Origin of the sequence: Novosphingobium sp. (genome assembly GCF_965229225.1) — a bacterium.
Taxonomy (GTDB): Bacteria; Pseudomonadota; Alphaproteobacteria; order Sphingomonadales; family Sphingomonadaceae; genus Novosphingobium.
In genome coordinates, this window is the sequence record NZ_OZ245867.1 from 580565 (window position 1) to 601976 (window position 21412).

The window sequence follows — 21412 nt, forward strand, 5'->3', positions numbered from 1 at the left end:
GCTTTCGCCGCAGGCTGGCACGCGGCCGCGCGCGGATCAAGCGGGGAGCGTTACGCGAGCAAACCCTCGTGCAGCCGCACCACGCGGTCCATGCGCAGTGCAAGCCGCTCGTTGTGCGTGGCGACTAGGGCGGAACTGCCCTCCCCGCGCACCAGCTTGAGGAACTCGGCGAGCACCTTGTCGGCAGTTGCCTCATCCAGATTGCCGGTGGGCTCGTCCGCCAGCACGAGGCCGGGGCGGTTGGCGAGCGCGCGGGCGACGGCGACGCGCTGCTGCTCGCCGCCCGAAAGCTGGCTGGGCCGGTGCGTGAGGCGGTGGCCGAGGCCAAGCGCGGTGAGCAACTCTTCCGCCCGCGCCTTCGCCTCACCAGCGCCCTTGCCGGCGATCAATTGCGGCAGGACCACGTTTTCGGTCGCGTTGAAATCGGGCAGCAGGTGATGGAACTGGTAGACGAAACCAAGGTGATCGCGGCGCAGCGTGGTGCGCGCATCCGCCGAAAGCGCACTGGCTTCGACACCGGCGATCTCGATCTGCCCGGTAAAGCCGCCTTCAAGCAGGCCGACCGCCTGCAGCATGGTCGATTTGCCCGAGCCCGAAGGGCCAAGCAACGCGACGATCTCACCGGGGCGGATGGCCAGATCGATGCCGCGCAGGACTTCGATCGTTTCGTCGCCTTGCGAAAAGCTGCGCCGAAGATCGACGAGGCGCACGAATGGGACTTCTGGCAGCTCACTCATAGCGCAGCACCTGCACGGGATCGGTGCTCGCCGCCGTGAGCGCCGGATAGAGCGTCGCGAGGAAGCTGAGCACGAGCGCCATCACGCAGATCACCGTGATCTCGACCGGATCGCTGCGGCTGGGCAATTCGGTGAGAAAGCGGATCTGCGGATCCCACAGCGGCTGACCAGTGAGATACTGCACGCCGTTGACCACACTCTGGCGGAAATAGAGAAACACGAGGCCAAGGCCGAGGCCCACCGCCGTCCCCAGCGCGCCGATGATGAAGCCGATGGTGACGAAGACCTTGAGCAGGCTTTTCCGGGTTGCTCCCATGGTGCGCAGGATCGCGATATCACGCGTCTTGGCGCGCACCAGCATGATCAGCGAGGAGAGGATGTTGAACACCGCCACCAGCACGATGATCGAAAGCACCACGAACATCGCCACCCGCTCGACCGCCAGCGCCTCGAACAGGCTGGCGTTGATCGTCTTCCAGTCGGTCACTTGCGCGCGGCCCGCGAGCGCCTGCTTGATCGGCGCGAGGGTCTGCGCGGCGGTATCAGCGTTGGTCGTGGTCACCTCGATCATGCCGATGGTATCGCCCGTGAGCAGCAGGGTCTGCGCATCCGCAATCGGCATCACGACATAGGCGTTATCGTAATCATAGACGCCGATCTCGAAGATCGCGGCGACGCGGTAGCCGATCTGGCGCGGCACGGTACCGAAGGGGGTGGAGCGGCCCTGCGGATTGATGATCGTGATCGTATCGCCGATCTGCGCGCCAAGACTTTCGGCCAGGCGTGAGCCGATGGCGACATTGGTCGAACCGGCGCGGAGCTCGGCGAAATTGCCGACCACGCGCTTGGCGGCAAGGCGCTTTAGATCGGCGGCGGTATTGCCGCGCACGAGGATCGCTTCGACCCGCCCGTTGAAGGTGGCCAGCAGCGGCTGCTCGATCAGCGGGCTCGCGCGGGTGACGCCCGGCGTCGCCTCGACCCGCTTCAGGATATCCTGCCAGTCATCGAGCCGCCCGCCATAGGCCTGGATGATCGCATGCCCGTTGAGGCCGACGATCTTGTCGAGGAGTTCGGCGCGAAACCCGTTCATCACGCTCATCACGATGACCAGTGCGGCAACGCCAAGCATGACCGCGACGAGGCTGATTCCGGCCACCATGGCAATGAATGCTTCGCCCCGGCCCGGCAGCATGTAGCGCTTGGCGATCGTCCATTCGAAGGGCGAGAGGATCAAGTGCAGGCTCGCTTCAGCATGTGTGCCGCCATCTAGGCGCAAGCGCGGGGCGTGGCAACCGTGTCCACGAGGCGGTGCTGCGGTTTGGAGACACTTGCGTTACGCCCCAAAGCTCGCCACATGGCGCGCTGAAGGCGTCGGTACGGGCGCCGCAGCGCAGAATCCGGAACGCCCATGAACCACACCGATCCCCTTTGCGGCGCGGCCCATCCTTTTTACGACGAGAACGGCGACAAACTCCGCGAGGAATGCGGGATTTTCGGCGTTCTGGGCGCGCGTGACGCAGCTGCCATCGCGGCCCTCGGGCTCCATGCCCTGCAGCATCGCGGGCAGGAAGCCGTCGGCATCACCAGCTTCGACGGGCAGGAATTCTACTCCCGCCGCGGCCTTGGCCACGTCGCGCAGAATTTTTCGAGCGGACAGGCCATTGCCGAACTGCCCGGCAATATGGCCGCGGGCCATGTGCGTTATTCGACGACGGGCGGCTCGGGCCTGCGCAACGTTCAGCCGCTGTTTGCCGATCTGGCCACCGGCGGCTTTGCCATCGCGCACAACGGCAACATCTCGAACGCGATGACGCTGAAGCGCGATCTTGTCGCCAAGGGCGCGATCTTCCAGTCGACTTCGGACACCGAGGTGATCATCCACCTCGTCGCGACGAGCCGCTATCCCACGCTGCTTGACCGCTTTATCGACGCCCTGCGGCTGGTGGAGGGCGCCTATTCGCTGATCTGCCTCACCAATGAGGGCATGATCGCCTGCCGCGATCCGCTCGGCATCCGCCCGCTCGTCATGGGCAAACTGGGCGATGCAGTGGTCTTCGCGAGCGAGACGGTCGCTCTCGACGTGATCGGCGCCGATTTCGTGCGCGAGGTCGAGCCGGGCGAGATGATCCAGGTGGATCATGACGGCGCAATCCGTTGCCACCGCCCGTTCGGCCATCCGAGCCCCCGCCCCTGCATTTTCGAACACGTCTATTTCAGCCGCCCGGATTCGCTGATGGGCGGCCGCTCGGTCTACGAAGTGCGCAAGGCGATCGGCGCAGAGCTGGCGCGGGAATCGGCGGTCGATGCCGATCTCGTGATCCCGGTGCCGGACAGCGGCGTTCCCGCTGCGCTGGGCTTTGCCAATCAGTCGGGCATTCCCTTCGAGCTTGGCATCATCCGCTCGCACTATGTTGGCCGCACTTTCATCCAGCCCTCGGACGGCGCCCGCCATGCCGATGTAAAGCGCAAGCACAACGCGAACCGCGCGCTGGTGGCGGGCAAGCGCATTGTGCTGATTGACGATTCGATCGTGCGCGGCACCACCTCGATGAAGATCGTGCAGATGATGCGCGATGCCGGCGCAAGCGAGGTTCACTTCCGCGTGGCGAGCCCGCCGACCGAGCATTCGTGCTTCTACGGCGTCGACACGCCAGAGCGTTCCAAGCTGCTCGCCGCGCGCATGGACGTGGAAGCGATGGCAAAGTTCATCCACGCCGATAGCCTTGCCTTCGTTTCTATCGACGGGCTCTACCGCGCTGTCGGCGAAGCCTCGCGCAACAAGGCCTGCCCGCAATATTGCGACGCTTGCTTCAGCGGGGAATATCCCACGCGCCTGACCGATCTAGTTGGCCGTGACGGTGCGGACCAGTTGCCGCTGCCGGTGGGCAAGGTGGCATGAGCGTGACCGGACCGCTCTCAGGCCAGCTCGCGCTGGTAACCGGCGCAAGCCGGGGCATCGGCGCCGCGACCGCCAAGGCGCTGGCTGCAGCGGGCGCGCACGTGATCCTCACCGCGCGTGCGGGCAAGGATCTCGAGGCGACCGAGCAGGCGATCTACGAGACGGGCGGCAACGCCACGATCGCGCCCGTCGATCTTGCCGAACCGGACGGCATTGCACGGCTTGCCGCAGCAATCGGCCGGCGCTGGGAGGCGCTCGACATTCTGGTGATCAACGCGGCGGTACTGCCGACGCTGACCCCGGTGTGGCAGATCGAACCCAAGGACCTCAGCCGCGCGATGACGCTCAATGTGCTGGCGACCCAGTCGCTGATCGCGGGCTTCGATCCCATGCTCAAGAAGAGCCCCGACGCGCGCGTGATCGGCGTGACCTCCAGCGTCGGCTCCGCCCCGCGCGCCTATTGGGGCGCTTATGGCGCGACCAAGGCGGCGTTCGAGAACCTGCTCGATGCCTATGCGCAGGAAGTGCGCAACCTTTCGGCGATTCGCGTCGCGATCCTCGATCCGGGCGCGACCCGCACTGCGATGCGCGCCAAGGCCTATCCGGGCGAAGATCCGGCGAGCGTGAAGGCGCCCGAAGTGGTTGGCGATTTCATCACGAAGCTTGTTGGTGAATCGTTTGCCAGCCCGAGCCGCGTTTCGGTTAACCAGCCCCGGGAACCAAAGGTCCTAACAAACGGTTAAGCGCGTCTGGCGATAGTCTGCTCACGTCTTCCCGCGGGGGAAGGCGCGACTCGGCTCAGGACAATCGCCATGCACATGGACTGGGATCCTTACGCGAACGAAGCCTATTTTCACGCGACCCAGGAAGATCGCTGCGCGCCGCGCAACAAGGTCAACATTCCGGCAAGCCTGCGCGCTTCAGGTTCGAAAAGCTTTCATACCGTGGTGCATGATCTGTCGCTCGGCGGCTTCTCCGCCACCGCGCTCAACCGCATGCATGTCGGCACGACCTGCTGGCTCACACTACCCGGGCTGGAATCCCAACAGGCCGAGGTCATCTGGTGGCTGCGCGGGCAGGTCGGCTGCGCCTTTGCCCACCTTCTGAGCCCGATTGTCTACGACAACATTATCCTGCGCTACCGCGGAGACGGGGTCTATCGTCCAGTCGCCTGACACGGGATGGTAAAACTTTTCTTAATACTTTTCAATAAACCTCAAGCTCGCTTGAGGAGAGTCACTTGGCTGACGGTGATGCCGCCCCCGCAAAGCCGGCCTCGCAGTACATGAGGTAGAGGCGCCAGCGCCGCATGGGGCGATCCGGCAGGCTGGGCAACCGGATGACGTCATTTGTCCCAAGCTCAGCTGCGATCGTTCCATTCGGCATAGGCGGCAAGCGCGCGCGCGCGGGCCTCGGCATGGCCGACGATGCGTGGTGGATAAGCGCGTGGGCGGACATCGGGATCGTGGATCGCGCTGTCGCCGAGATTCGCAATCTCCGGCACCCACTGGCGGATATAGGCGGCAGCATCGAACTTGGGGCTCTGGGTGAGCGGCGCCATGATCCGCACGAACATGTTGGAATCGACGCCCGTCCCCGCGCTCCACTGCCAGTTCACCGCGTTCGAGCCGTAGTCGGCATCGACCAGCGTATCCCAGAACCAGCGTTCGCCCTCGCGCCAGTCGATCAGCAGATGCTTGATCAGGAAGCTGGCCGCGATCATCCGTACGCGGTTGTGCATCCAGCCCGTCGCCCAGAGCTCGCGCATCCCGGCATCGACGATGGGATAGCCGGTTTTGCCCTGCTGCCAAGCCTTGAGGCCTGCGGCATCCTCGCGCCACGGGAAGCTGGTGAAAGGCTCGCGCGCCGGTTTGCCGGCATAGTCAGGCAGCTGGAAAATCACGTTCTGGGCATAGTCGCGCCAGCCCAGCTCGCCGAGGAAGGTGCCGACCGAGCCGCCCCGATCCATCGCCGCGTGCCAGATCGTAGCCGGCGATATCTCACCGAAATGCAGATGCGGCGAAAGGCGCGAGGTGCCGGGGACGGAGGGCAGGTTGCGGCGCTCGGCATAAGCACGGGCGCGGGGCATGAAAGCCTCGAGCCGCGCGGCGGCCCCTGCCTCGCCCGGTGTCCATTCGGCGCGCATGCCGCCAGCCCAATCCGGCTTGGTGGGCAGGAGGTTCCAGTCGGCCAGGGTGTCCGAGGCCGGCCATGCGTCTGGCGCAGGCAGACGGCTCGGCGCGGGGCTTGGCGCCGCAGGCGGCATGCGGGCTTCGAGCGCGCGCCAGAACGGGGTGTAGATCTTGTAAGGCTGGCCGCTCCCCGTCGTCACCGAACCTGGCGGGGCGAGATAGTTGCCATCGTGGCGATGGAGCGTGAGCACCTCGCCCACCGCGCGCTCGGCATTGCGCCACCACGGTTCGTAGTGGCGCAGGCAGTGGACGGTCTTCGCTCCCGTCTCACGCGCAAGATCGGCCAGCACGTCCTCGCAGCGTCCGCGCCGCAGGATCAGCCGTGAGCCTTTGGCCCGAAGGTCGGCATCGAGACTGGCAAGGCTGTGATGCAGCCACCAGCGCGAAGCAGCGCCCATGCGGCGGTGCTTGGGCGTCTCGTCATCGAGAACATAGACCGGGATCACCGACCAGGCGGCGGCAGCAGCGGCAAAGGCAGCCTGATCGGCAAGACGCAGATCGCGGCGGAGCCAGACGATGGTGGGCGTGGTCATTTGGGGGGCTTTGCACTCCGAAAGCTTGGATGGGGTACCTGCACCTTCGGGCGCAGGATCAATACTCGATCCTGCAGTGAAGCACATGGACGCTGAAATTGCGGCTCAGCGCCGGGCCGGTAAACCGCGCGTCACCGAACGTTACGTCCGCGCATCGATAATCCGCCTCGATCCTTGCCATTGGCAGTTGCGACCATGCGAGGAAATTGCGCGCCTGCGTAGTCTGCGGTGATGCCGCGATGGCGCGAGGGTCGGTCATGTTATCCGCCACGGGCTTGCCGTATTCGGTAAGGCCAGTGAGTCTTTTCAGAGGATCGTAGGATCCGAACGTGATCGCGTCGTTCTGCCGCCAGACCACATCGCGGCGCCAGAACGCCAGCGGCTCGGGCGAAGCGAAGACCCGGTCGGGATGGGCGTAGGGCGCATCAAGGCTCGGGGCGCGCCATGCCTGCGCGGAAATCGCCACGTTGAGGCCGATGAAGGCAAGCCCCGCCGCGAGCGCAGTGACCGCCGGCACACCCGAACCGCGCCGCCGCGCGAGCCAGATACCGAAGCCCAGAATCGCCAGCAGCCACGGCGAGATGATGAACAGACCGTCGGTATGGAACCAGCGCTCGCTAAACGGCGAGAGCAGTTGCACAGCATAGATGTTCTGCAGATCGAGCAGCGGATGGGTGAGTGCGGCGATCCAAGTCATCACGAGCAGCCAGCCAAGGTGCAGTGGCGGCGCATCTGCGGGCGCGGGCCGGCGCTTGCCCCAGACCCAGAGCGACAAGGCCAGCAGCGGCGGCAGGACAAGCACGCCGCCGATCAGCCCATGCGTGAAGCCGCGGTGCGTCGCGAGCGGCTCCCACGGCACCCACCCGAACAGGACGTCGATATCCGGCAAATTCGCCGCGAGGACCAGCGGCGCCGTGCCGAACCGGGTGCGGCGCTTCAGGCCGGCTTCAGCCAGCGCCCACCCGACCAGGCTGTGCGTTATGTTGTCCAGCGGCAGCTACCTTCTCAGGCCTGATCGGCGGAAACCGTCCAGGTCTGGCCCTTGCTGAGGAGGGCGGCGAGGTTGGCGGACTTGCCTGCCGAAGCGCGGGCGCGTTCCTCGATGACAGCCGCCTCGAAAGTCGGACGCGGATCGTCGTAGATCACGCCGAGCGCCATCGGGAACGGGCCGAAGGGCATCTCGACAAGGAGATGCGCCATGGCGCGGTTCTTCACGTCATGCACGCGCACGCCGGCGGTCTCCCAATCCCCGTCCACCACATCGACGACCTTGAGCGACAAGGTATCGGTATCGAGCGCGATGCCCTTGGTGCCCTTGTTGAACAGCATGGGTTCGCCGTGCTTCAGCCAGAGTTGGCCCATGGCGGCACCGGCCTTCTCGGTGAAATCGGCGAAGACGTCCTTGTTGTAGACGATGCAGTTCTGGAAGATTTCCACGAACGCTGCACCCTGATGCGCGTGCGCTGCCTTGAGCACCGCCGGTAGTTCCTTCGAGACATCATAGGCCCGCGCAATGAAGCGCCCGCCCGCACCCAGCGCGAAGGCGCAGGGGCTGGCGGGACGGTCCACCGAACCCAGCGGCGTGGTGGGCGAGACGGTGCCCATGCGGCTTGTGGGCGAATATTGACCCTTGGTCAGGCCGTAGATCTCGTTGTTGAACAACAGGATCTGCGTGTTCAGATTGCGGCGCAGCACGTGCATTGTGTGGTTGCCGCCGATCGACATGCCGTCGCCATCACCTGTCACAAGCCAGACATCGAGTTCCGGATTGGCGAGCTTGAGGCCGGTCGCGAAGGCGGGGGCGCGGCCGTGGATCGTGTGGAAGCCATAGCTTTCAACGTAATAGGGGAACCGGCTGGAGCAGCCGATGCCCGAGACGAACACGGTTTTCGCCGGGTCAGCTCCGATTTCCGGCAGCGTGCGCTGCACCGCCTTGAGGATCGCGTAGTCGCCGCAGCCGGGGCACCAGCGGACTTCCTGATCGGTTTCCCAGTCCTTGAGCGTGGTCTTGATGGGGGTCATGTCGTTCATGGCTTCGCTTCCCTCAGGCCAGCGCCGCGGCAATCGCCGCTTCGATTTCGGCAATGGTGAACGGCTGCCCGCTCGTCTTGTTGAGCGGCTTGGCGTCGATCAGGAACTGGTCGCGCAGCACGGTCTTGAACTGGCCGGTGTTCATTTCGGGCACCAGCACCATCTCGTAGCTCTTCAGCAATTCGCCAAGGTTTTCCGGCAGCGGCCAGACGTGGCGCACGTGGATGTGGCTCACATCGAGGCCCTTGCGGCGGGCGCGGCGCACGGCCTGATGGATCGGGCCATAAGTCGAGCCCCAACCCACCAGCGCGAGCTTGCCGCCGGCTTCGCCGATAGTGATGTCCTGCGCCGGGATACCTGCGGCAATGCCGTCGATCTTGCCCTTGCGCGCGTCGGTCATGGTCTGGTGGCTGGCGGGCGAATAGTCGATGTTGCCGGTGCCGGGGTTCTTCTCGATCCCGCCGATGCGATGCATGAGGCCGGGCGTGCCGGGCTTGATCCACGGCCGCGCGCCCTTCCCATCGCGCGCATAGGGCAGCACCGCGCCATCGGGGCCGTTAGGTTCTTCGAGGAACTTGACCGGAAACGGCTCGAAACCGGCGGGATCGGGTACTTTCCACGGTTCGGCGGCATTGGCGATATAGCCGTCGGTCAGCAGCATGACCGGGGTCATGTACTGCACGGCGAGGCGGCAGGCCTCGATCGCGCACTCGAAGGCATCCGAAGGGCTGCGCGCGGCGACCACCGGCATCGGCGCGTCACCATTGCGGCCATAGACGGCCTGATAGAGGTCCGATTGTTCGGTCTTGGTCGGCAGGCCGGTCGAAGGACCGCCGCGCTGCGAATTGACGATGACGAGAGGCAGCTCGGTCATGATCGCAAGCCCCATCGCCTCACCCTTCAAGGCGATGCCGGGGCCGGAGGACGAGGTCACGCCAAGGTGCCCACCATAGGACGCGCCGATCGCGGCCGCGATCGCGGCGATCTCATCCTCGGCCTGGAAGGTGGTGACGCCGAACTCCTTGAGCCGCGCGAGGTTGTGGAGGATCGCCGAGGCCGGGGTGATCGGATAGCCGCCGAAGAACAGTTCCAGACCTGCAAGCTGCGCACCGGCCACAAGGCCGTAGCTGATCGCCTCCGCGCCAGTCACCGTGCGGTAGAGGCCCGGCTCGCTAGCGGCGGGGGCGAGGTGATACTGCTTGAGCGGGCCGGAAAGCTCCGCCGTCTCGCCATAAGCGTGGCCGGCGTTGAGCGCCGCGATATTGGCGTCAGCCAGCACCGGCGCCTTGGCGAACTTGGTCTTGAGCCAGTCGATCAGCGGCTGCCGGTCACGGTCGAACATCCATAGCGCCAAGCCCAGCGTCCACATGTTCTTGCAGCGCAGCGCTTCCTTGTTGCCAAGGCCGAAGGGCTTCACGGCTTCCAGCGTCAGCGCCGAGATGTCGAACGCCAGCACCTGCCACTTTTCGAGGCTGCCATCCTCGAGCGGGCTGACGTCGTACTTGGCCTTTTCGAGGTTGCGCTTGTTGAACTCGCCGGTGTCGGCGATGATCAGGCCGCCAACCTTGAGTGCGCCGACGTTGGTCTTGAGCGCGGCGGGGTTCATAGCGACGAGCACGTCGGGCGCGTCGCCAGCGGTATCGATCTCGGTCGAGCCGAAGTTGATCTGGAACGCCGAGACGCCGAACAGCGTGCCCTGCGGCGCGCGGATTTCGGCAGGGAAATCGGGGAAGGTCGCCAGATCGTTGCCGGCAAGCGCGGTCGAGAGCGTGAACTGCCCGCCGGTGAGCTGCATGCCGTCACCCGAGTCGCCCGCAAAACGCACCACAACCGCATCGGGCGCGGCGGAACGCTCGCTCCCGCCGGTGTGGCCTTCGGGTTCGCTCTCAAGAACTGTCGCCATATGATCCTCTGCTATCCGCGCTGGCCGGTCTCAGGCCTGCCGCGTCCTTTTGCGCACCTTGCTTCGCTTTGGGGCGCCTATGCCCTCATCTAGCGGTGCGCAAAGAAGAAAAACTGATGCACCGCAAATCTTGCACTCGTTCATGAATCCGGTTGCCCCCGCCCGTCAAGCTCGCAAATAACAGTCTTGTCAGTTGGCAGCCTTGCCGACTCAAGCGAACAAGACCGCCACGAGGAAGAGGAATCCAATGTCAGACACTGCCAGCAGCCCGTATGTCCGGCCCGATGTGAAGGGCTTCCTCGATTTCATGGCCTCGGTCCCCGGCCCCACCATGTCGCAGATGGGCCCCGAAGGCGCGCGGGCGAGCTATGTGCAGATGGGCGTGCTGGCAGAAGCCGAACCGCGCGAGCTGGCGGTGATCAAGGACCTCTCCTGCCCCGGACCTGCGGGCGAGATCCCGCTGCGCTTCTACGATGCGCGCGAAACGCGCGAGCCGGGCCCTGCGGTGATGTTCTTCCACGGCGGCGGCTTCGTGATCGGCGATCTCGATAGCCACCACTCGCTCTGCACCGAAATCGCGGCGGAGCTCGATCTGCCGGTGATCGCGGTGCATTATCGCCTTGCGCCCGAGCACCCGTTCCCCGCCGCGCCGGACGATTGCGAGGCCGCATCGCGCTGGGTTGCGACAAGCCCCCAAGCGCTCGGCCGCACCATTACCGGCCTCATCCCCATGGGCGACTCGGCGGGCGGCAACCTCACCATCGTCATCACGCAGGCGCTCGCTGAAAGCCCGGCGGCGGTGCCGGTGGTGCTGCAGGTGCCGATCTATCCGCTGAGCGACGACAAGCCCGACCACGCCTCGTTCCAGCAGTTCGCGGACGGCTTCGTGCTGACTGCCGAGACGATGGCATGGTTTTCGGACGCCTATAAGGCGGAACTCGGCAACCCGCGCGCCTATCCGATCTATGGCAACCATGCCGATACTCCGCCAACAGTGCTCGTCACCGCCAGCCTCGATCCCATCCGCGACAGCGGCCGCGTCTATGGTGCAGAGCTGATCCGCGCGGGCGCCGAAGTCGTGTTCCTCGAGATGAAGGGCACGACCCACGCCTTTGCTCAGCTGCGCAAGGCGTACCCCAGCGCCAATGGCGACATGCAGCGCATCTTTGCCGCTGTCCGCCTGCTGCTGGGCCGGGCCTGATGAGCAAGGATCCTGCCGGGCTCCCCTACCGCCCCTGCGTCGGGGTGATGCTGGTCAATGCCGAAGGCCGGGTCTTCGTCGGCCAGCGTATCGACAGCAAGGAAGGGGACGCCTGGCAGATGCCGCAAGGCGGAATCGACGAGGGTGAGGAACTCCATCCCGCAGCCTTGCGCGAACTGGAGGAAGAGACCGGCGTCACCGCCGACCTCGTCACGATCCTTGCCGAGAGCCGCGAAGAGTATCTCTACGACTTGCCGGAGCACCTGATCGGCAAGCTATGGGGCGGGCGCTACCGGGGTCAGCGCCAATACTGGCTGCTGGTGCGTTTCAACGGCATGGACGAGCAGATCCGGCTCGATGCGCACAAGCACCCGGAATTCCTCGCCTGGCGCTGGGTCGAGCCCGAGCAGCTGCCCGACCTCATCATCCCGTTCAAGAAGCGGGTCTACCGGCAGGTCGTCGAGGAATTTCGCGCGCTGATCTGAGCCGCGCCTCAGTTGTCCTCGACCGCGGGATCGGGCTTCACCGCATCGGCAGAGACCACCCGCGTGATCGGCCCCTTGGCGATGATGTTGGCGAGGTTCTGCGCTTCGGGGCAAGTCCGGCCGCACAGGCCTTCGAGCCGTGCGAGATTGCCCTTGGCTTTGTCGAGCGCGCCCTTCTCCGCCATCGCCCCGCCTTCGCCTGACAGCGCGGCGAGGTTGTTGGGATCGCGCTCCAGTGCTTCGCGGTAATAGTGGATCGCCTTGCCCTGCATGCCGGCCGCGCGTGCAGCGTCACCGAGGGCGAGGAAGGTGGTCGGATTGCCCGGATCGACTGCGAGGGCGGCTTCGAAGCTATCGGTGGCGGCTTCGATATCGCCGCGCCCGAGAAGGTCACGCCCGGTTTCGACGAGGGCCTTCGCGCGGGGGTCTGTCGGCAGCGAGACACCGGCCGTTCCGGCGCTTCCCGTAACCAGCACGAGAAGGGACAAGGCAACCCCCAAAGGCATGTAGCGCATCAACAACTCCCAGAGCCGGCCATGCGGCGCGCGTGGTCCCCCGGCGTCCATTATCCTGCTGTCTATCATAGCCGGTGGAGTGTTGCGAAGAAAAACCCGTCCGTCGAATCGTCCCAAGGGGTAAGCCTAAGGCCCGCGCCACGCGGGCTTCCCGCACCCACATTCTGGTCGGCTGCACGCCAGCCAGGATTACGGCCGAGGAACGCGCCGACTACATCCGGCCCTTCGGCATCGAGCAGCGAACAGACGACATAGGTCAGCCGACCGCCGGGCCGCACCAGTTCGGCGCCAATCTGCAACACTTCGGCTTGCGCGCGGGCATAGCGGACAAGGCTTTGCGGGGTGAGCCGCCACCGCGCTTCGGGGCCGCGCCGCCAGGTGCCAGTGCCTGAACAGGGTGCATCGACCATCACTGCATCGGCCCTGCCCTGCCACTCAGCAAGCGCCGCCGCCTCCCGGCCGGGATCGAGGAGGCGCGTCTCCACCTGCGCACCGGCCCGGTGGGCGCGCGGCCCTAGTCGGGAGAGACGGGTACGGTCGATATCGCAAGCGATGAGGTGGCCCTCGCCCTGCATGGCGGCGGCGAGTGCAAGGGTCTTGCCCCCCGCTCCGGCACAAAGATCGACCACGGTCTCACCCGGACAAACCTCAAGCGCGCTGCAGGTCAGCTGGCTGCCGGTGTCCTGCACCTCGAACAGCCCTTCCGCGAAGGCGGGCCAGGTTTCGACCGGGGTGCCGCCGGGCAGGCGCAGCGCGTCGGGCGCCTGTGTCGTGGTCGCCGGGATCGGCAGTGCTGCCATCAGCCTGTCGCGCGTGGTCTTGAGCCGGTTGGCGCGCAGATCGAGCGGCGCGCGGCCCAGCAGGGCAGCGCCTTGCTCAGGCGGGATGCCCGAGGCCAGGAGCCGTTTCTCCAGCCACGCCGGGGCCAGCCCGGTTGCCGCCACCGGCTCGCCGGAAAGGATGGGCGCGGGCCCATAGCGCGAGCCATCGAACAGCGCGGTGAGCACCGGATCGTCCTTGGCGAGCGCGAGCATGGCGGCGCGGCCGGTCTCGGGCACTTCGCCGCACAAGCGGATCGCGTTCCACGCCAGATCGCGGATCGCGCGGCGGTCCTTGGAGCCGATGAAGCGGCGCGTCTTGAGCCATTCGGCGGCGACACGCTCGGCCGAGGCGCCTTCACGCCGCACCGAGGCGATCACCGCATCGAGCACTTCGATCGCCGATTGCACCCGCGCTGCGGGGGTCATGGCTGAGCCTTCAGCAGCAGGTCAGCGCGAGGGATAGTTCGGCGCCTCACGCGTGATCGCCACATCGTGGACATGGCTCTCGCGCAGGCCCGCATTGGTGATGCGCACGAACTGCGCATTGGTGCGCAGATCCTCTAGCGTCGGGCTGCCGGTGTAGCCCATCGCCGCCTTGATGCCGCCAACGAGCTGGTGGACAACATCCTTGGCCGGACCCTTGTAGGGCACCTGGCCTTCGATGCCTTCGGGCACCAGCTTCATCGAGTCCTTGATGTCCTGCTGGAAGTACCGGTCCGCCGAGCCGCGCGCCATCGCACCGACCGAGCCCATGCCGCGGTACGACTTGTAGGCACGGCCCTGATAGAGGAACGTCTCTCCGGGCGCTTCCTCGGTCCCCGCCAGCATCGAGCCGACCATGATCGTGCTGGCGCCCGCTGCCAGCGCCTTGGCCGCATCACCCGAAGTGCGCAGGCCGCCGTCGGCGATCACCGGTACGCCCGATTTGGCCGCTTCGGCGGCGCATTCGAGCACGGCGGTGAGTTGCGGCACGCCGACACCGGCGACAATGCGCGTGGTGCAGATCGAGCCCGGCCCGATGCCGATCTTCACGCCGTCCGCACCCGCATCGATCAGCGCACGCGTCGCTTCAGCGGTGGCAACGTTGCCGGCGATCACCTGCACGGTGTTCGACATGGCCTTCACGGCCTCGACCGCGCGGGCAACGTCGCGGTTATGGCCGTGCGCGGTATCGATGATGATCACATCGCATTCGGCCTCGACCAGCGCGCGGGTGCGCTCAAGGCCCTTTTCACCGACCGTGGTGGCCGCCGCCACGCGCAGGCGGCCGCTCGCATCCTTGGTCGCGTCCGGATAAGTGACCGCCTTCTCGATGTCCTTGACGGTGATCAGGCCGATGCAGCGGAAGGCATCGTCGACCACCAGCAGCTTCTCGATCCGGCGCTGATGCAGCAGGCGGCGCGCTTCATCGCCCGAGGTGCCGAGCTTGACCGTGGCGAGGTTCTCGCGCGTCATCAGTTCGTGCACCGGCTGCAGGGGATTGTCGGCAAAGCGCACATCGCGGTTGGTGAGTATGCCGACGAGCTCGCCGCTCGCCTCCACCACCGGAATGCCGCTGATCTTGTTGGCGCGCATGATCGCCTGCGCATCACCCAGCGTGGCATCGGGTGTGACGGTGATGGGATTAACCACCATGCCGCTTTCGAAGCGCTTGACCGCACGGACGGCGGCGGCCTGCTGCTCGACCGTAAGGTTGCGGTGAAGCACGCCGATCCCGCCGAGCTGCGCCATGACGATCGCCATGTCGGCTTCGGTCACCGTGTCCATCGCAGCGGAAATTACCGGGATGTTGAGCGTGATCGAGCTGGTCAGGCGCGTGCGGGTATCGGCCTGCGTCGGCACCAGGTCCGATGCGCCGGGGCGCAAGAGGACGTCGTCGAAGGTAAGGCCGAGAGGGATATCCATGGGGTGCGCCACTTGCCGTTAGGGGAGAATCGTGGCGGCCCATGTAATCAAGCAGGGCGGTTTAGGCTAGCCCCGGGGGCCTACTTTGCACTTGGGGCCGTGCCGATGCCTGGCCCGATGCTTGGCCCGATGCTGGGCCCAATGCTTGGCCACGCCTTTGGGTCGGCGAAAAAGCGCACCAGTTCGGTCTGGATCAGCACATCGTCGACCATCCCGCCATAGATGACGCGCGAGGCATCATCTGCGGGGCGATGGTAGATATTGTCCATGAAGGCCTCGAGCCGCACCGGGTCCGAATAGCTGGTGCTGACCATGACCGAGGGGACATCGTGCTGCATCAGCGCCCAGCTGTCCTGCCGCCGGGCAAACGCATTGGCCGCGTCACCTGACGCAAGCTTGCGCTTCATCGTCTTGAGCACTTTGGCGATGCCCGGATCGAGGGGGCTCATGCCATGCCCCACAACGCTGACCGGCAGCCCGGCCGGAACCAGCCCGGTGCTGTCGACGTTGAAAGCCGCGACGACGTTGCCAAGCGGCAGCGGCGGATTCTCGGCAAAGGCCTGCGCGCCAAGCAGGCCAAGCTCTTCGCCAGTGGTTGCGACAAGGTAGACGTCGCGGTCCAGCGGCTTGCCGGCGGAAAGCTGGCGCGCGACTTCGGTGATGACCGCGAGGCCGGAGGCATTGTCCACCGCACCGGGACAGATCAGCTTTTCGGCCGGCGGCGCCGCGCATTTGCCGAAGTGGTCCCAGTGCGCCATCAATACGATCGCGCCTGAGCCCGGGCGGCGGCCCTCCAGCTTGCCGATCAGATTGTGCGTCTTGATTCGCGTTTCGCGGCTGGTGGCCTCGAACGATCCGGTGATGCCAAGCGGCCTGGCGCTGAAGCCCGGCGCGGCACCGGCGGCATGGAGCGCGGCAAGATCGGGCGCTCCGGATGCAGCGAGGACCTGGCTCGCAGTATCGGCCGAAAGAAACACCTCGATATCGCCGCCAAGGCGTTCGCCGGACAGCGCATAACCGGCCCGGCGGCGGAGGGCCATCACGTCTTCAAGCGTGCGTTCGCCATCGAGCACGGTGAGCACCGCCGCCGCGCCGCTCTCCAGCAGCTTGCCCGCGCGGTCCACCGGACGCGCCGCCGCGCCGCCGGGGCCGGGCTTTGCAGGTTCGGGCGGCGGGGCTTCGCTATCAAGGATCACCGCCACGCGCCCCGCCAGCTCGGTCCGGGCGCCATCCCCGCCGGTGGTTTTGCCGACATAGACGAGCGGGGCGTTCTCGATCAGGCTTCGCAGGCCCGAGGTCACAACGAAATATCCGCCCTCGGCAATCGCAATCCGCCGCTTGCCCCGCATGAACTGCGCGCGCGAACCCTGCGGCACGCGTTCGACCAGCTCGACCGGAGCAAACCAGGCATTGCCGGGATCGTTCGTGCCCGATTCCAGCCCGATATCGAACCACTGTCGGGCAAGGTAGCGCAGCGTCAGCGTCTCACCGGGCGTACCCGGTTCGCGGCCGCCATATTCGTCACTGGACAGAGTGGTGACATGCTGGCGCAGCTGCGCCTCGATCTGCTGGAGCTGGCGCTTGGTGGGTGCCGCAGCGCTGGCCATGAGAGGCAGGATCGAGAGCGCCGCGAGGCAAATTCCCGCCAAACGCCTGCGCTGCCGAAGCCGGACATCGGTGGGGGTAGAGGTGATCATGGCAAGCGGTTCACCCACAACGACTCATCGCTATCCCCGAACGGCCTAACGTGGTCACCTTGCTGGCAAAAGCGGCGGACCTGCGCAAGTTCCCTCTGCCGCGAGGGCAATCTGGCGCTACCCTCTTGCAGGCCGGGCCGGGTTGTGGGCAATCCGTTGCAGGGAACAGGAGACCAGACAATGCGGCTCGATGATTTCGACAATTCGATCGAGGTCGAGGACCAGCGCGGCGGTGGCGGCGGATTTGGCGGACCGGGCGGCAAGATAGGCTGCGGCAGTCTGATCATCGCGCTGGTGGGCGCGCTGGTTTTCGGGATCAATCCGCTGCAGACGCTGGGCACCTTGCAGAACATGCAAGGGTCCGCGCCCCCGCAACCCTTGCCCGGCAAGCCCGGAAGCCTTGCCGAAAGCTGCACGGTCAACGCCTTCAGCCGCGAGAGTTGCAATGCCCTCGCCTCACTCAACAAGACGTGGAGCCCATTGTTCGCCAAGGCAGGAATCGACTTCAAGGCGCCCAAGCTGGTGTTCTATTCGCGCGAGGGGCAATCGGGCTGCGGAGAAGCGCAGAGCGCGATGGGTCCGTTCTATTGCCCGGCGGACGAGGGCATCTACATCGACACCGATTTCTACACCGAGATGGACAAGCAGCTTGGCGCAGGCGGCGATTTCGCGCGGGCCTATGTCATGGCGCACGAATACGGCCACCACGTGCAGAACCTTGTCGGCACCTCGGCGCAGGTGACCGAGGCGCAGCGGCGTAATCCGCCGATGGCCAACCGCTTGTCGGTAAAGCTCGAACTGCAGGCCGATTGCTATGCGGGCGTGTGGGCCGCGCGCAACAAGGACAAGATCGAGCCCGGCGATATCGAGGAAGGCCTGCGCGCTGCGCACCAGATCGGTGATGATACGCTGATGGCCTCGGCCGGGCGCTCTCCGGTAGAATCGGCCTTTACCCACGGCAGCAGCGCCCAGCGCATGGCGTGGCTGCGCAAGGGGCTGGAAACCGGCAACGAGGATGCCTGCGATACGTTCAGCACAGGGTCAGCGCAGGGAACACAATAGGGCCTCAGCCATTGTGATGGCAAAGCGGGGACCAATCATGAAATACAGCCATTTAGCCATCGCCCTCCTGTTCGGAGCGGCGGCCAATACGGCCTCCGCGCAAACGGTGGTCGCACCGTCGAACGTGACGGCCGGGGATGTCGCAGCGTCGCCGCTCGACAACCTCAACCTCAGGAAGGAAGAGATTCCGCCGATCCTGATCGCGGCGCGCGAGGACACCTACGGCGTTTCCGGCATGCGCACCTGCCGCGCGATCGCAGCCGAAGTCGGACGGCTCGACGCCGTGCTCGGACCCGATATCGATGTCGTCACCGACAAGACGCGCGGCGAAAAGCGCGGCAATGCCGTGGGTCAGGTGGCGAAATCGGTGATCAGCAGCTTCATCCCGTTCGGCGGGGTCTTGCGCGAAGTGACGGGCGCCGCCTCGCGCGAGCGGTTGTGGCAGGTGGCGCTCTATGCCGGGGCGAGCCGCCGGGCCTTCCTGAAGGGCTATGGCCAGGCGCGCGGCTGCCGTTATCCGGCGCGCGCGGCAACCGCAGCGCAGCTCGCTGCGCTCCAGGCGGCAGAAGCGACGGGGACCGCAGCGCCTGCGCCCGAGCCAAAGGCCAAGCCCGCCAAGCGCACGAAAGCCCGCCGCCGCCGCTGAAGATCAGTCGCGCGCGCTGGAAAGAGCGTTTGCCACGTCGCGTTCGGCCTTGTCGAGCGCGGCGAGCGCCTGCGCGCGGGCGCCTGCGGGCATGTCCTTCTCGCGCATGACTTCCCTGCGCGCTTCGGCAATCTCCTTCCTCGCCTCGGCAATGCTGGCGCGGGCCTCTGCCATGCTGGCGCGTGCTTCGGCCATGCCTTCGGCGACTTCGCGGTCGATTTCGGCGCGATCCACATAAGGCGCTTCGGGCGGAGTCGGAACTTCGGGAGGAGCAGGCGGCGCAGGGGGTGCAGGCGGTGACGGGGGCGCGGGCGGTGACGGCGGGCTCATGCCGCTGTTCATCGACGACTGCGCCGCGGCCACGCCGCCGAGCGCGAGCAGCGCGGTGCCTGCTGCGATCAGGGTCCATTTGCGAAGATGCATCGGGCAGATCCTCTCGGGGTTCGTTGTCTGATGCCCTCGGTCTGCCCAGCCCTGCCGCCCGCGTCTGCCGCGCTTCGTCAAACGGCAGACAGGAACCGGACGAACGTCGGGCGATCTCCCGTCAGGGCTTGGGCTCGACGATCAGATAGACCCCGGTGGTCTTGCCGATATTGAGGCCCTCGTGCCAATCGATCCCGTCGCTCCACCAGCTGTCTCCGGCCTTCAGCTCGCGCACCACGGTGCCGCTCGCGGTGGTGATGCGCATGGTCGAGCCCTGGAGGATATAGCCCCAATGCGGCGCATGATGGTGCCGTTCATGCCCCCAGCCCGGCGGGAACGTGCAGCGCAGGGTGCGCAGGCGTTCGTTTTCCTTGAGCACGACGCAGACATGCTGGCCCTTCCAGCCCGCCTCAAGCGGATCGGGCAAGGCGCGCGACTCTGGGGCCGCAACGGCAATGGCCGGACCTGCCACGAGGGCAAGCCCGGCCATCAGAAACCATGTCCCACGCCCCATCGCAAACAGGGCGGGCATGATCAGTATACGCGCTTCTTCGGCTTGATGTACGCAACGTCGTCGGTGAGCGTGTATTCATGGACCGGGCGGTAATCGAGCTTCACCGTGCCGCCCTTGCCGCCCCAGCCATCGAACCAGCTGGCGGTGTGCTTCATCCACTCGGCATCGTTGCGCTCGGGGTAATCCTCGTGCGCATGGGCACCGCGGCTTTCCTTGCGGTTCGAGGCCGAATGCATCGTCACGGCCGCCTGCGAGATCAGGTTGTCGAGCTCCAGCGTTTCGATGAGGTCCGAGTTCCAGATCAGCGAACGGTCCGAAACCTTGATGTCCTGCATCCGCTCATAGGTGGCGGCGAGTTTGACCTTGCCTTCGTCCATCAGTTCGTCGGTGCGGAACACCGCCGCATGAGCGGACATCGTGCGCTGCATCTCGATCCGCACTTGCGCAGTGGGCGAGCCGCCATTGGCGTGGCGGAAGGTATCGAGCCGGGTAAGCGCAAGGTCGGCGCTGTCCTTGGGCAGGGCCTTGTGCGACGAACCTGGCTTGATGATCTCCTTGAGCCGCAGACCCGTGGCGCGGCCGAACACGACCAGATCGATCAGCGAGTTGGAGCCAAGGCGGTTTGCGCCGTGGACCGAAACGCAGGCCGCCTCACCCACCGCAAACAGGCCGGGGATTACCGTTTCCGGATTGCCGTCTGCGCCGATGGTCACAACTTCGCCGTGGTAGTTACAGGGGATGCCGCCCATGTTGTAGTGTACCGTCGGCACGACCGGCAGCGGCTGGCGCGTCAGGTCGACGCCCGCAAAGATCTTGCCGCTTTCGGTGATACCCGGAAGCCGCTCGGCCAGAACGCCCGCGTCGATGTGATCGAGGTGCAGGTAGATGTGGTCCTTGTGAGGGCCAACGCCCCGCCCTTCGCGGATTTCGAGCGCCATCGAGCGCGACACGACATCGCGGCTGGCGAGGTCCTTCGCGGAAGGTGCATAGCGCTCCATGAAGCGCTCGCCTTCGGAGTTGGTGAGATACCCGCCCTCGCCGCGCGCGCCTTCGGTGATGAGCACGCCCGCGCCATAGATGCCGGTGGGGTGGAACTGGACGAATTCCATGTCCTGCAGCGGGAGCCCCGCCCGCAGCACCATGCCGCCGCCATCGCCGGTGCAGGTGTGGGCCGATGTCGCGGTGAAATAGCTGCGGCCATAGCCGCCCGTCGCCAGCACCACGGCATGGCTGCGGAAGCGGTGGATCGAGCCATCATCCATGCACATGGCGATCACGCCGCGGCATTCGGGCACGCCGTTCGCACCGGGCTCCATGATCAGATCGATCGCGAAGTATTCGATGAAGAAGTCCGCGTCGTACTTCAGGCTCTGCTGATAGAGCGCGTGGAGCATGGCATGGCCGGTGCGGTCCGCCGCAGCGCAAGTGCGCTGCACCGGCGGGCCTTCGCCCATGTTCTGCATGTGGCCGCCGAACGGGCGCTGGTAGATCGTGCCTTCCGCATTGCGGCTGAACGGCACGCCTGCGTGCTCGAGCTCGTAAACCGCAGCAGGGGCTTCGCGCACCATGTATTCGATCGCGTCCTGGTCGCCGAGCCAATCGGAACCCTTGACCGTATCGTACATGTGCCAGGTCCAGTGGTCCGGGCTGTTGTTGCCGAGGCTGGCGGCGATGCCGCCCTGCGCCGCAACGGTGTGCGAACGCGTCGGAAAGACCTTGGTGATGCAGGCGGTGCGCAGGCCGGCCTGAGCCGAACCCATCGTGGCGCGCAGGCCCGAACCGCCCGCGCCGACGACGACGGTGTCATAGGTATGGTCGATGATCTTGTAGGCAGAATTGGAAGCCATG

Annotated in this window: 20 protein-coding genes; 7 read left to right on the top strand and 13 right to left on the bottom strand. The window is 66.0% G+C overall.

All coding sequences use genetic code 11. The annotated features are described in order from the left end of the window. Positions 1-50: 50 nt before the first annotated feature. Positions 51-737 (bottom strand): ABC transporter ATP-binding protein, encoded by a 687-nt coding sequence (locus tag ACO06X_RS02410; protein ID WP_421838414.1) that lies wholly within the window; start codon positions 735-737, stop codon positions 51-53. Beyond that, a complete protein-coding gene (locus tag ACO06X_RS02415) occupies positions 730-1971 on the bottom strand; it encodes a lipoprotein-releasing ABC transporter permease subunit (RefSeq protein WP_421838415.1) in 1242 nt (413 codons plus the stop codon). Before ACO06X_RS02415 ends, ACO06X_RS02410 begins: the two co-directional genes overlap by 8 nt. Positions 1972-2145: 174 nt before the next feature. On the opposite strand from ACO06X_RS02415, the gene purF reads away from it, so the two are divergent. From purF to ACO06X_RS02430, 3 genes are all read left to right on the top strand, one after another. Then, a complete protein-coding gene (gene purF, locus ACO06X_RS02420) occupies positions 2146-3636 on the top strand; it encodes an amidophosphoribosyltransferase (protein WP_421838416.1) in 1491 nt (496 codons plus the stop codon). Continuing rightward, positions 3633-4379 carry an SDR family NAD(P)-dependent oxidoreductase gene (locus tag ACO06X_RS02425; protein WP_421838417.1) on the top strand — a complete coding sequence of 249 codons (747 nt, stop codon included), beginning with the start codon at positions 3633-3635 and terminating at the stop codon, positions 4377-4379. The genes purF and ACO06X_RS02425 overlap by 4 nt, the downstream gene beginning before the upstream one ends. A 69-nt stretch (positions 4380-4448) precedes the next feature. Further along, the gene (locus tag ACO06X_RS02430; RefSeq protein ID WP_421838418.1) at positions 4449-4811 is read left to right on the top strand and encodes a PilZ domain-containing protein; all 363 of its coding nucleotides are present in this window, start codon (positions 4449-4451) and stop codon (positions 4809-4811) included. Positions 4812-4996: 185 nt separating this feature from the next. On the opposite strand, the gene ACO06X_RS02435 is transcribed toward ACO06X_RS02430, so the two are convergent. The 4 genes from ACO06X_RS02435 to ACO06X_RS02450 are packed head-to-tail and all read right to left on the bottom strand — an operon-like array spanning position 4997 to position 10295. Beyond that, positions 4997-6361: a cryptochrome/photolyase family protein gene (locus ACO06X_RS02435; RefSeq protein ID WP_421838419.1), complete on the bottom strand. Its 1365-nt coding sequence runs from the start codon at positions 6359-6361 to the stop codon at positions 4997-4999. Between the two features lie 58 nt (positions 6362-6419). After that, positions 6420-7358, bottom strand: coding sequence for a metal-dependent hydrolase (locus ACO06X_RS02440; RefSeq protein WP_421839841.1), 939 nt, complete (start codon positions 7356-7358; stop codon positions 6420-6422). Between the two features lie 8 nt (positions 7359-7366). Beyond that, positions 7367-8392 carry a 2-oxoacid:ferredoxin oxidoreductase subunit beta gene (locus ACO06X_RS02445; protein ID WP_421838420.1) on the bottom strand — a complete coding sequence of 342 codons (1026 nt, stop codon included), beginning with the start codon at positions 8390-8392 and terminating at the stop codon, positions 7367-7369. Between the two features lie 13 nt (positions 8393-8405). Beyond that, positions 8406-10295 (bottom strand): 2-oxoacid:acceptor oxidoreductase subunit alpha, encoded by a 1890-nt coding sequence (locus tag ACO06X_RS02450; protein ID WP_421838421.1) that lies wholly within the window; start codon positions 10293-10295, stop codon positions 8406-8408. Between the two features lie 247 nt (positions 10296-10542). On the opposite strand from ACO06X_RS02450, the gene ACO06X_RS02455 reads away from it, so the two are divergent. Together ACO06X_RS02455 and ACO06X_RS02460 are read left to right on the top strand one after the other, a co-directional pair. Beyond that, positions 10543-11496 carry an alpha/beta hydrolase gene (locus ACO06X_RS02455; protein WP_421838422.1) on the top strand — a complete coding sequence of 318 codons (954 nt, stop codon included), beginning with the start codon at positions 10543-10545 and terminating at the stop codon, positions 11494-11496. Next, positions 11496-11981 carry an RNA pyrophosphohydrolase gene (locus ACO06X_RS02460; RefSeq protein ID WP_421838423.1) on the top strand — a complete coding sequence of 162 codons (486 nt, stop codon included), beginning with the start codon at positions 11496-11498 and terminating at the stop codon, positions 11979-11981. Before ACO06X_RS02455 ends, ACO06X_RS02460 begins: the two co-directional genes overlap by 1 nt. Positions 11982-11989: 8 nt before the next feature. On the opposite strand, the gene ACO06X_RS02465 is transcribed toward ACO06X_RS02460, so the two are convergent. The 4 genes from ACO06X_RS02465 to ACO06X_RS02480 all read right to left on the bottom strand — a co-directional run bounded on the left by ACO06X_RS02465 (position 11990) and on the right by ACO06X_RS02480 (position 16919). Continuing rightward, positions 11990-12496, bottom strand: a complete 507-nt coding sequence (locus ACO06X_RS02465; RefSeq protein WP_421838424.1) for a tetratricopeptide repeat protein — start codon at positions 12494-12496, stop codon at positions 11990-11992. A gap of 65 nt (positions 12497-12561) precedes the next feature. Then, complete coding sequence (locus tag ACO06X_RS02470) at positions 12562-13743, bottom strand: RsmB/NOP family class I SAM-dependent RNA methyltransferase (protein ID WP_421838425.1); 1182 nt, start codon at positions 13741-13743, stop codon at positions 12562-12564. Between the two features lie 21 nt (positions 13744-13764). After that, positions 13765-15222: an IMP dehydrogenase gene (guaB, locus tag ACO06X_RS02475; protein WP_421838426.1), complete on the bottom strand. Its 1458-nt coding sequence runs from the start codon at positions 15220-15222 to the stop codon at positions 13765-13767. 80 nt (positions 15223-15302) lie between these two features. Beyond that, positions 15303-16919, bottom strand: coding sequence for a M28 family peptidase (locus tag ACO06X_RS02480; RefSeq protein ID WP_421838427.1), 1617 nt, complete (start codon positions 16917-16919; stop codon positions 15303-15305). 180 nt (positions 16920-17099) lie between these two features. Here ACO06X_RS02480 and ACO06X_RS02485 point away from each other — a divergent pair, with 180 nt between their 5' ends. Both ACO06X_RS02485 and ACO06X_RS02490 read left to right on the top strand, forming a co-directional pair. Beyond that, a complete protein-coding gene (locus ACO06X_RS02485) occupies positions 17100-17981 on the top strand; it encodes a neutral zinc metallopeptidase (protein ID WP_421838428.1) in 882 nt (293 codons plus the stop codon). A gap of 37 nt (positions 17982-18018) precedes the next feature. Next, on the top strand, positions 18019-18627 hold the full coding sequence (locus ACO06X_RS02490) for a hypothetical protein (RefSeq protein WP_421838429.1): 609 nt from the start codon (positions 18019-18021) through the stop codon (positions 18625-18627). A 3-nt stretch (positions 18628-18630) separates the two neighbouring features. On the opposite strand, the gene ACO06X_RS02495 is transcribed toward ACO06X_RS02490, so the two are convergent. The 3 genes from ACO06X_RS02495 to sdhA all read right to left on the bottom strand — a co-directional run bounded on the left by ACO06X_RS02495 (position 18631) and on the right by sdhA (position 21411). Further along, positions 18631-19050 carry a hypothetical protein gene (locus tag ACO06X_RS02495; protein ID WP_421838430.1) on the bottom strand — a complete coding sequence of 140 codons (420 nt, stop codon included), beginning with the start codon at positions 19048-19050 and terminating at the stop codon, positions 18631-18633. Between the two features lie 121 nt (positions 19051-19171). After that, positions 19172-19582 carry a cupin domain-containing protein gene (locus tag ACO06X_RS02500; RefSeq protein WP_421838431.1) on the bottom strand — a complete coding sequence of 137 codons (411 nt, stop codon included), beginning with the start codon at positions 19580-19582 and terminating at the stop codon, positions 19172-19174. 2 nt (positions 19583-19584) lie between these two features. Then, on the bottom strand, positions 19585-21411 hold the full coding sequence (gene sdhA / locus ACO06X_RS02505; RefSeq protein ID WP_421838432.1) for a succinate dehydrogenase flavoprotein subunit: 1827 nt from the start codon (positions 21409-21411) through the stop codon (positions 19585-19587). Position 21412: the final 1 nt, after the last annotated feature.

What these genes read in the sequence shown, in the direction of transcription:
- ACO06X_RS02410 (WP_421838414.1), bottom strand. Translation starts at nt 737, where the DNA reads ATGAGTGAGCTGCCAGAAGTCCCATTCGTGCGCCTCGTCGATCTTCGG.
- purF (WP_421838416.1), top strand. Translation starts at nt 2,146, where the DNA reads ATGAACCACACCGATCCCCTTTGCGGCGCGGCCCATCCTTTTTACGAC.
- ACO06X_RS02425 (WP_421838417.1), top strand. Translation starts at nt 3,633, where the DNA reads ATGAGCGTGACCGGACCGCTCTCAGGCCAGCTCGCGCTGGTAACCGGC.
- ACO06X_RS02430 (WP_421838418.1), top strand. Translation starts at nt 4,449, where the DNA reads ATGCACATGGACTGGGATCCTTACGCGAACGAAGCCTATTTTCACGCG.
- ACO06X_RS02435 (WP_421838419.1), bottom strand. Translation starts at nt 6,361, where the DNA reads ATGACCACGCCCACCATCGTCTGGCTCCGCCGCGATCTGCGTCTTGCC.
- ACO06X_RS02445 (WP_421838420.1), bottom strand. Translation starts at nt 8,392, where the DNA reads ATGAACGACATGACCCCCATCAAGACCACGCTCAAGGACTGGGAAACC.
- ACO06X_RS02450 (WP_421838421.1), bottom strand. Translation starts at nt 10,295, where the DNA reads ATGGCGACAGTTCTTGAGAGCGAACCCGAAGGCCACACCGGCGGGAGC.
- ACO06X_RS02455 (WP_421838422.1), top strand. Translation starts at nt 10,543, where the DNA reads ATGTCAGACACTGCCAGCAGCCCGTATGTCCGGCCCGATGTGAAGGGC.
- ACO06X_RS02460 (WP_421838423.1), top strand. Translation starts at nt 11,496, where the DNA reads ATGAGCAAGGATCCTGCCGGGCTCCCCTACCGCCCCTGCGTCGGGGTG.
- ACO06X_RS02465 (WP_421838424.1), bottom strand. Translation starts at nt 12,496, where the DNA reads ATGCGCTACATGCCTTTGGGGGTTGCCTTGTCCCTTCTCGTGCTGGTT.
- ACO06X_RS02470 (WP_421838425.1), bottom strand. Translation starts at nt 13,743, where the DNA reads ATGACCCCCGCAGCGCGGGTGCAATCGGCGATCGAAGTGCTCGATGCG.
- guaB (WP_421838426.1), bottom strand. Translation starts at nt 15,222, where the DNA reads ATGGATATCCCTCTCGGCCTTACCTTCGACGACGTCCTCTTGCGCCCC.
- ACO06X_RS02480 (WP_421838427.1), bottom strand. Translation starts at nt 16,919, where the DNA reads ATGATCACCTCTACCCCCACCGATGTCCGGCTTCGGCAGCGCAGGCGT.
- ACO06X_RS02485 (WP_421838428.1), top strand. Translation starts at nt 17,100, where the DNA reads ATGCGGCTCGATGATTTCGACAATTCGATCGAGGTCGAGGACCAGCGC.
- ACO06X_RS02490 (WP_421838429.1), top strand. Translation starts at nt 18,019, where the DNA reads ATGAAATACAGCCATTTAGCCATCGCCCTCCTGTTCGGAGCGGCGGCC.
- ACO06X_RS02495 (WP_421838430.1), bottom strand. Translation starts at nt 19,050, where the DNA reads ATGCATCTTCGCAAATGGACCCTGATCGCAGCAGGCACCGCGCTGCTC.
- ACO06X_RS02500 (WP_421838431.1), bottom strand. Translation starts at nt 19,582, where the DNA reads ATGCCCGCCCTGTTTGCGATGGGGCGTGGGACATGGTTTCTGATGGCC.
- sdhA (WP_421838432.1), bottom strand. Translation starts at nt 21,411, where the DNA reads ATGGCTTCCAATTCTGCCTACAAGATCATCGACCATACCTATGACACC.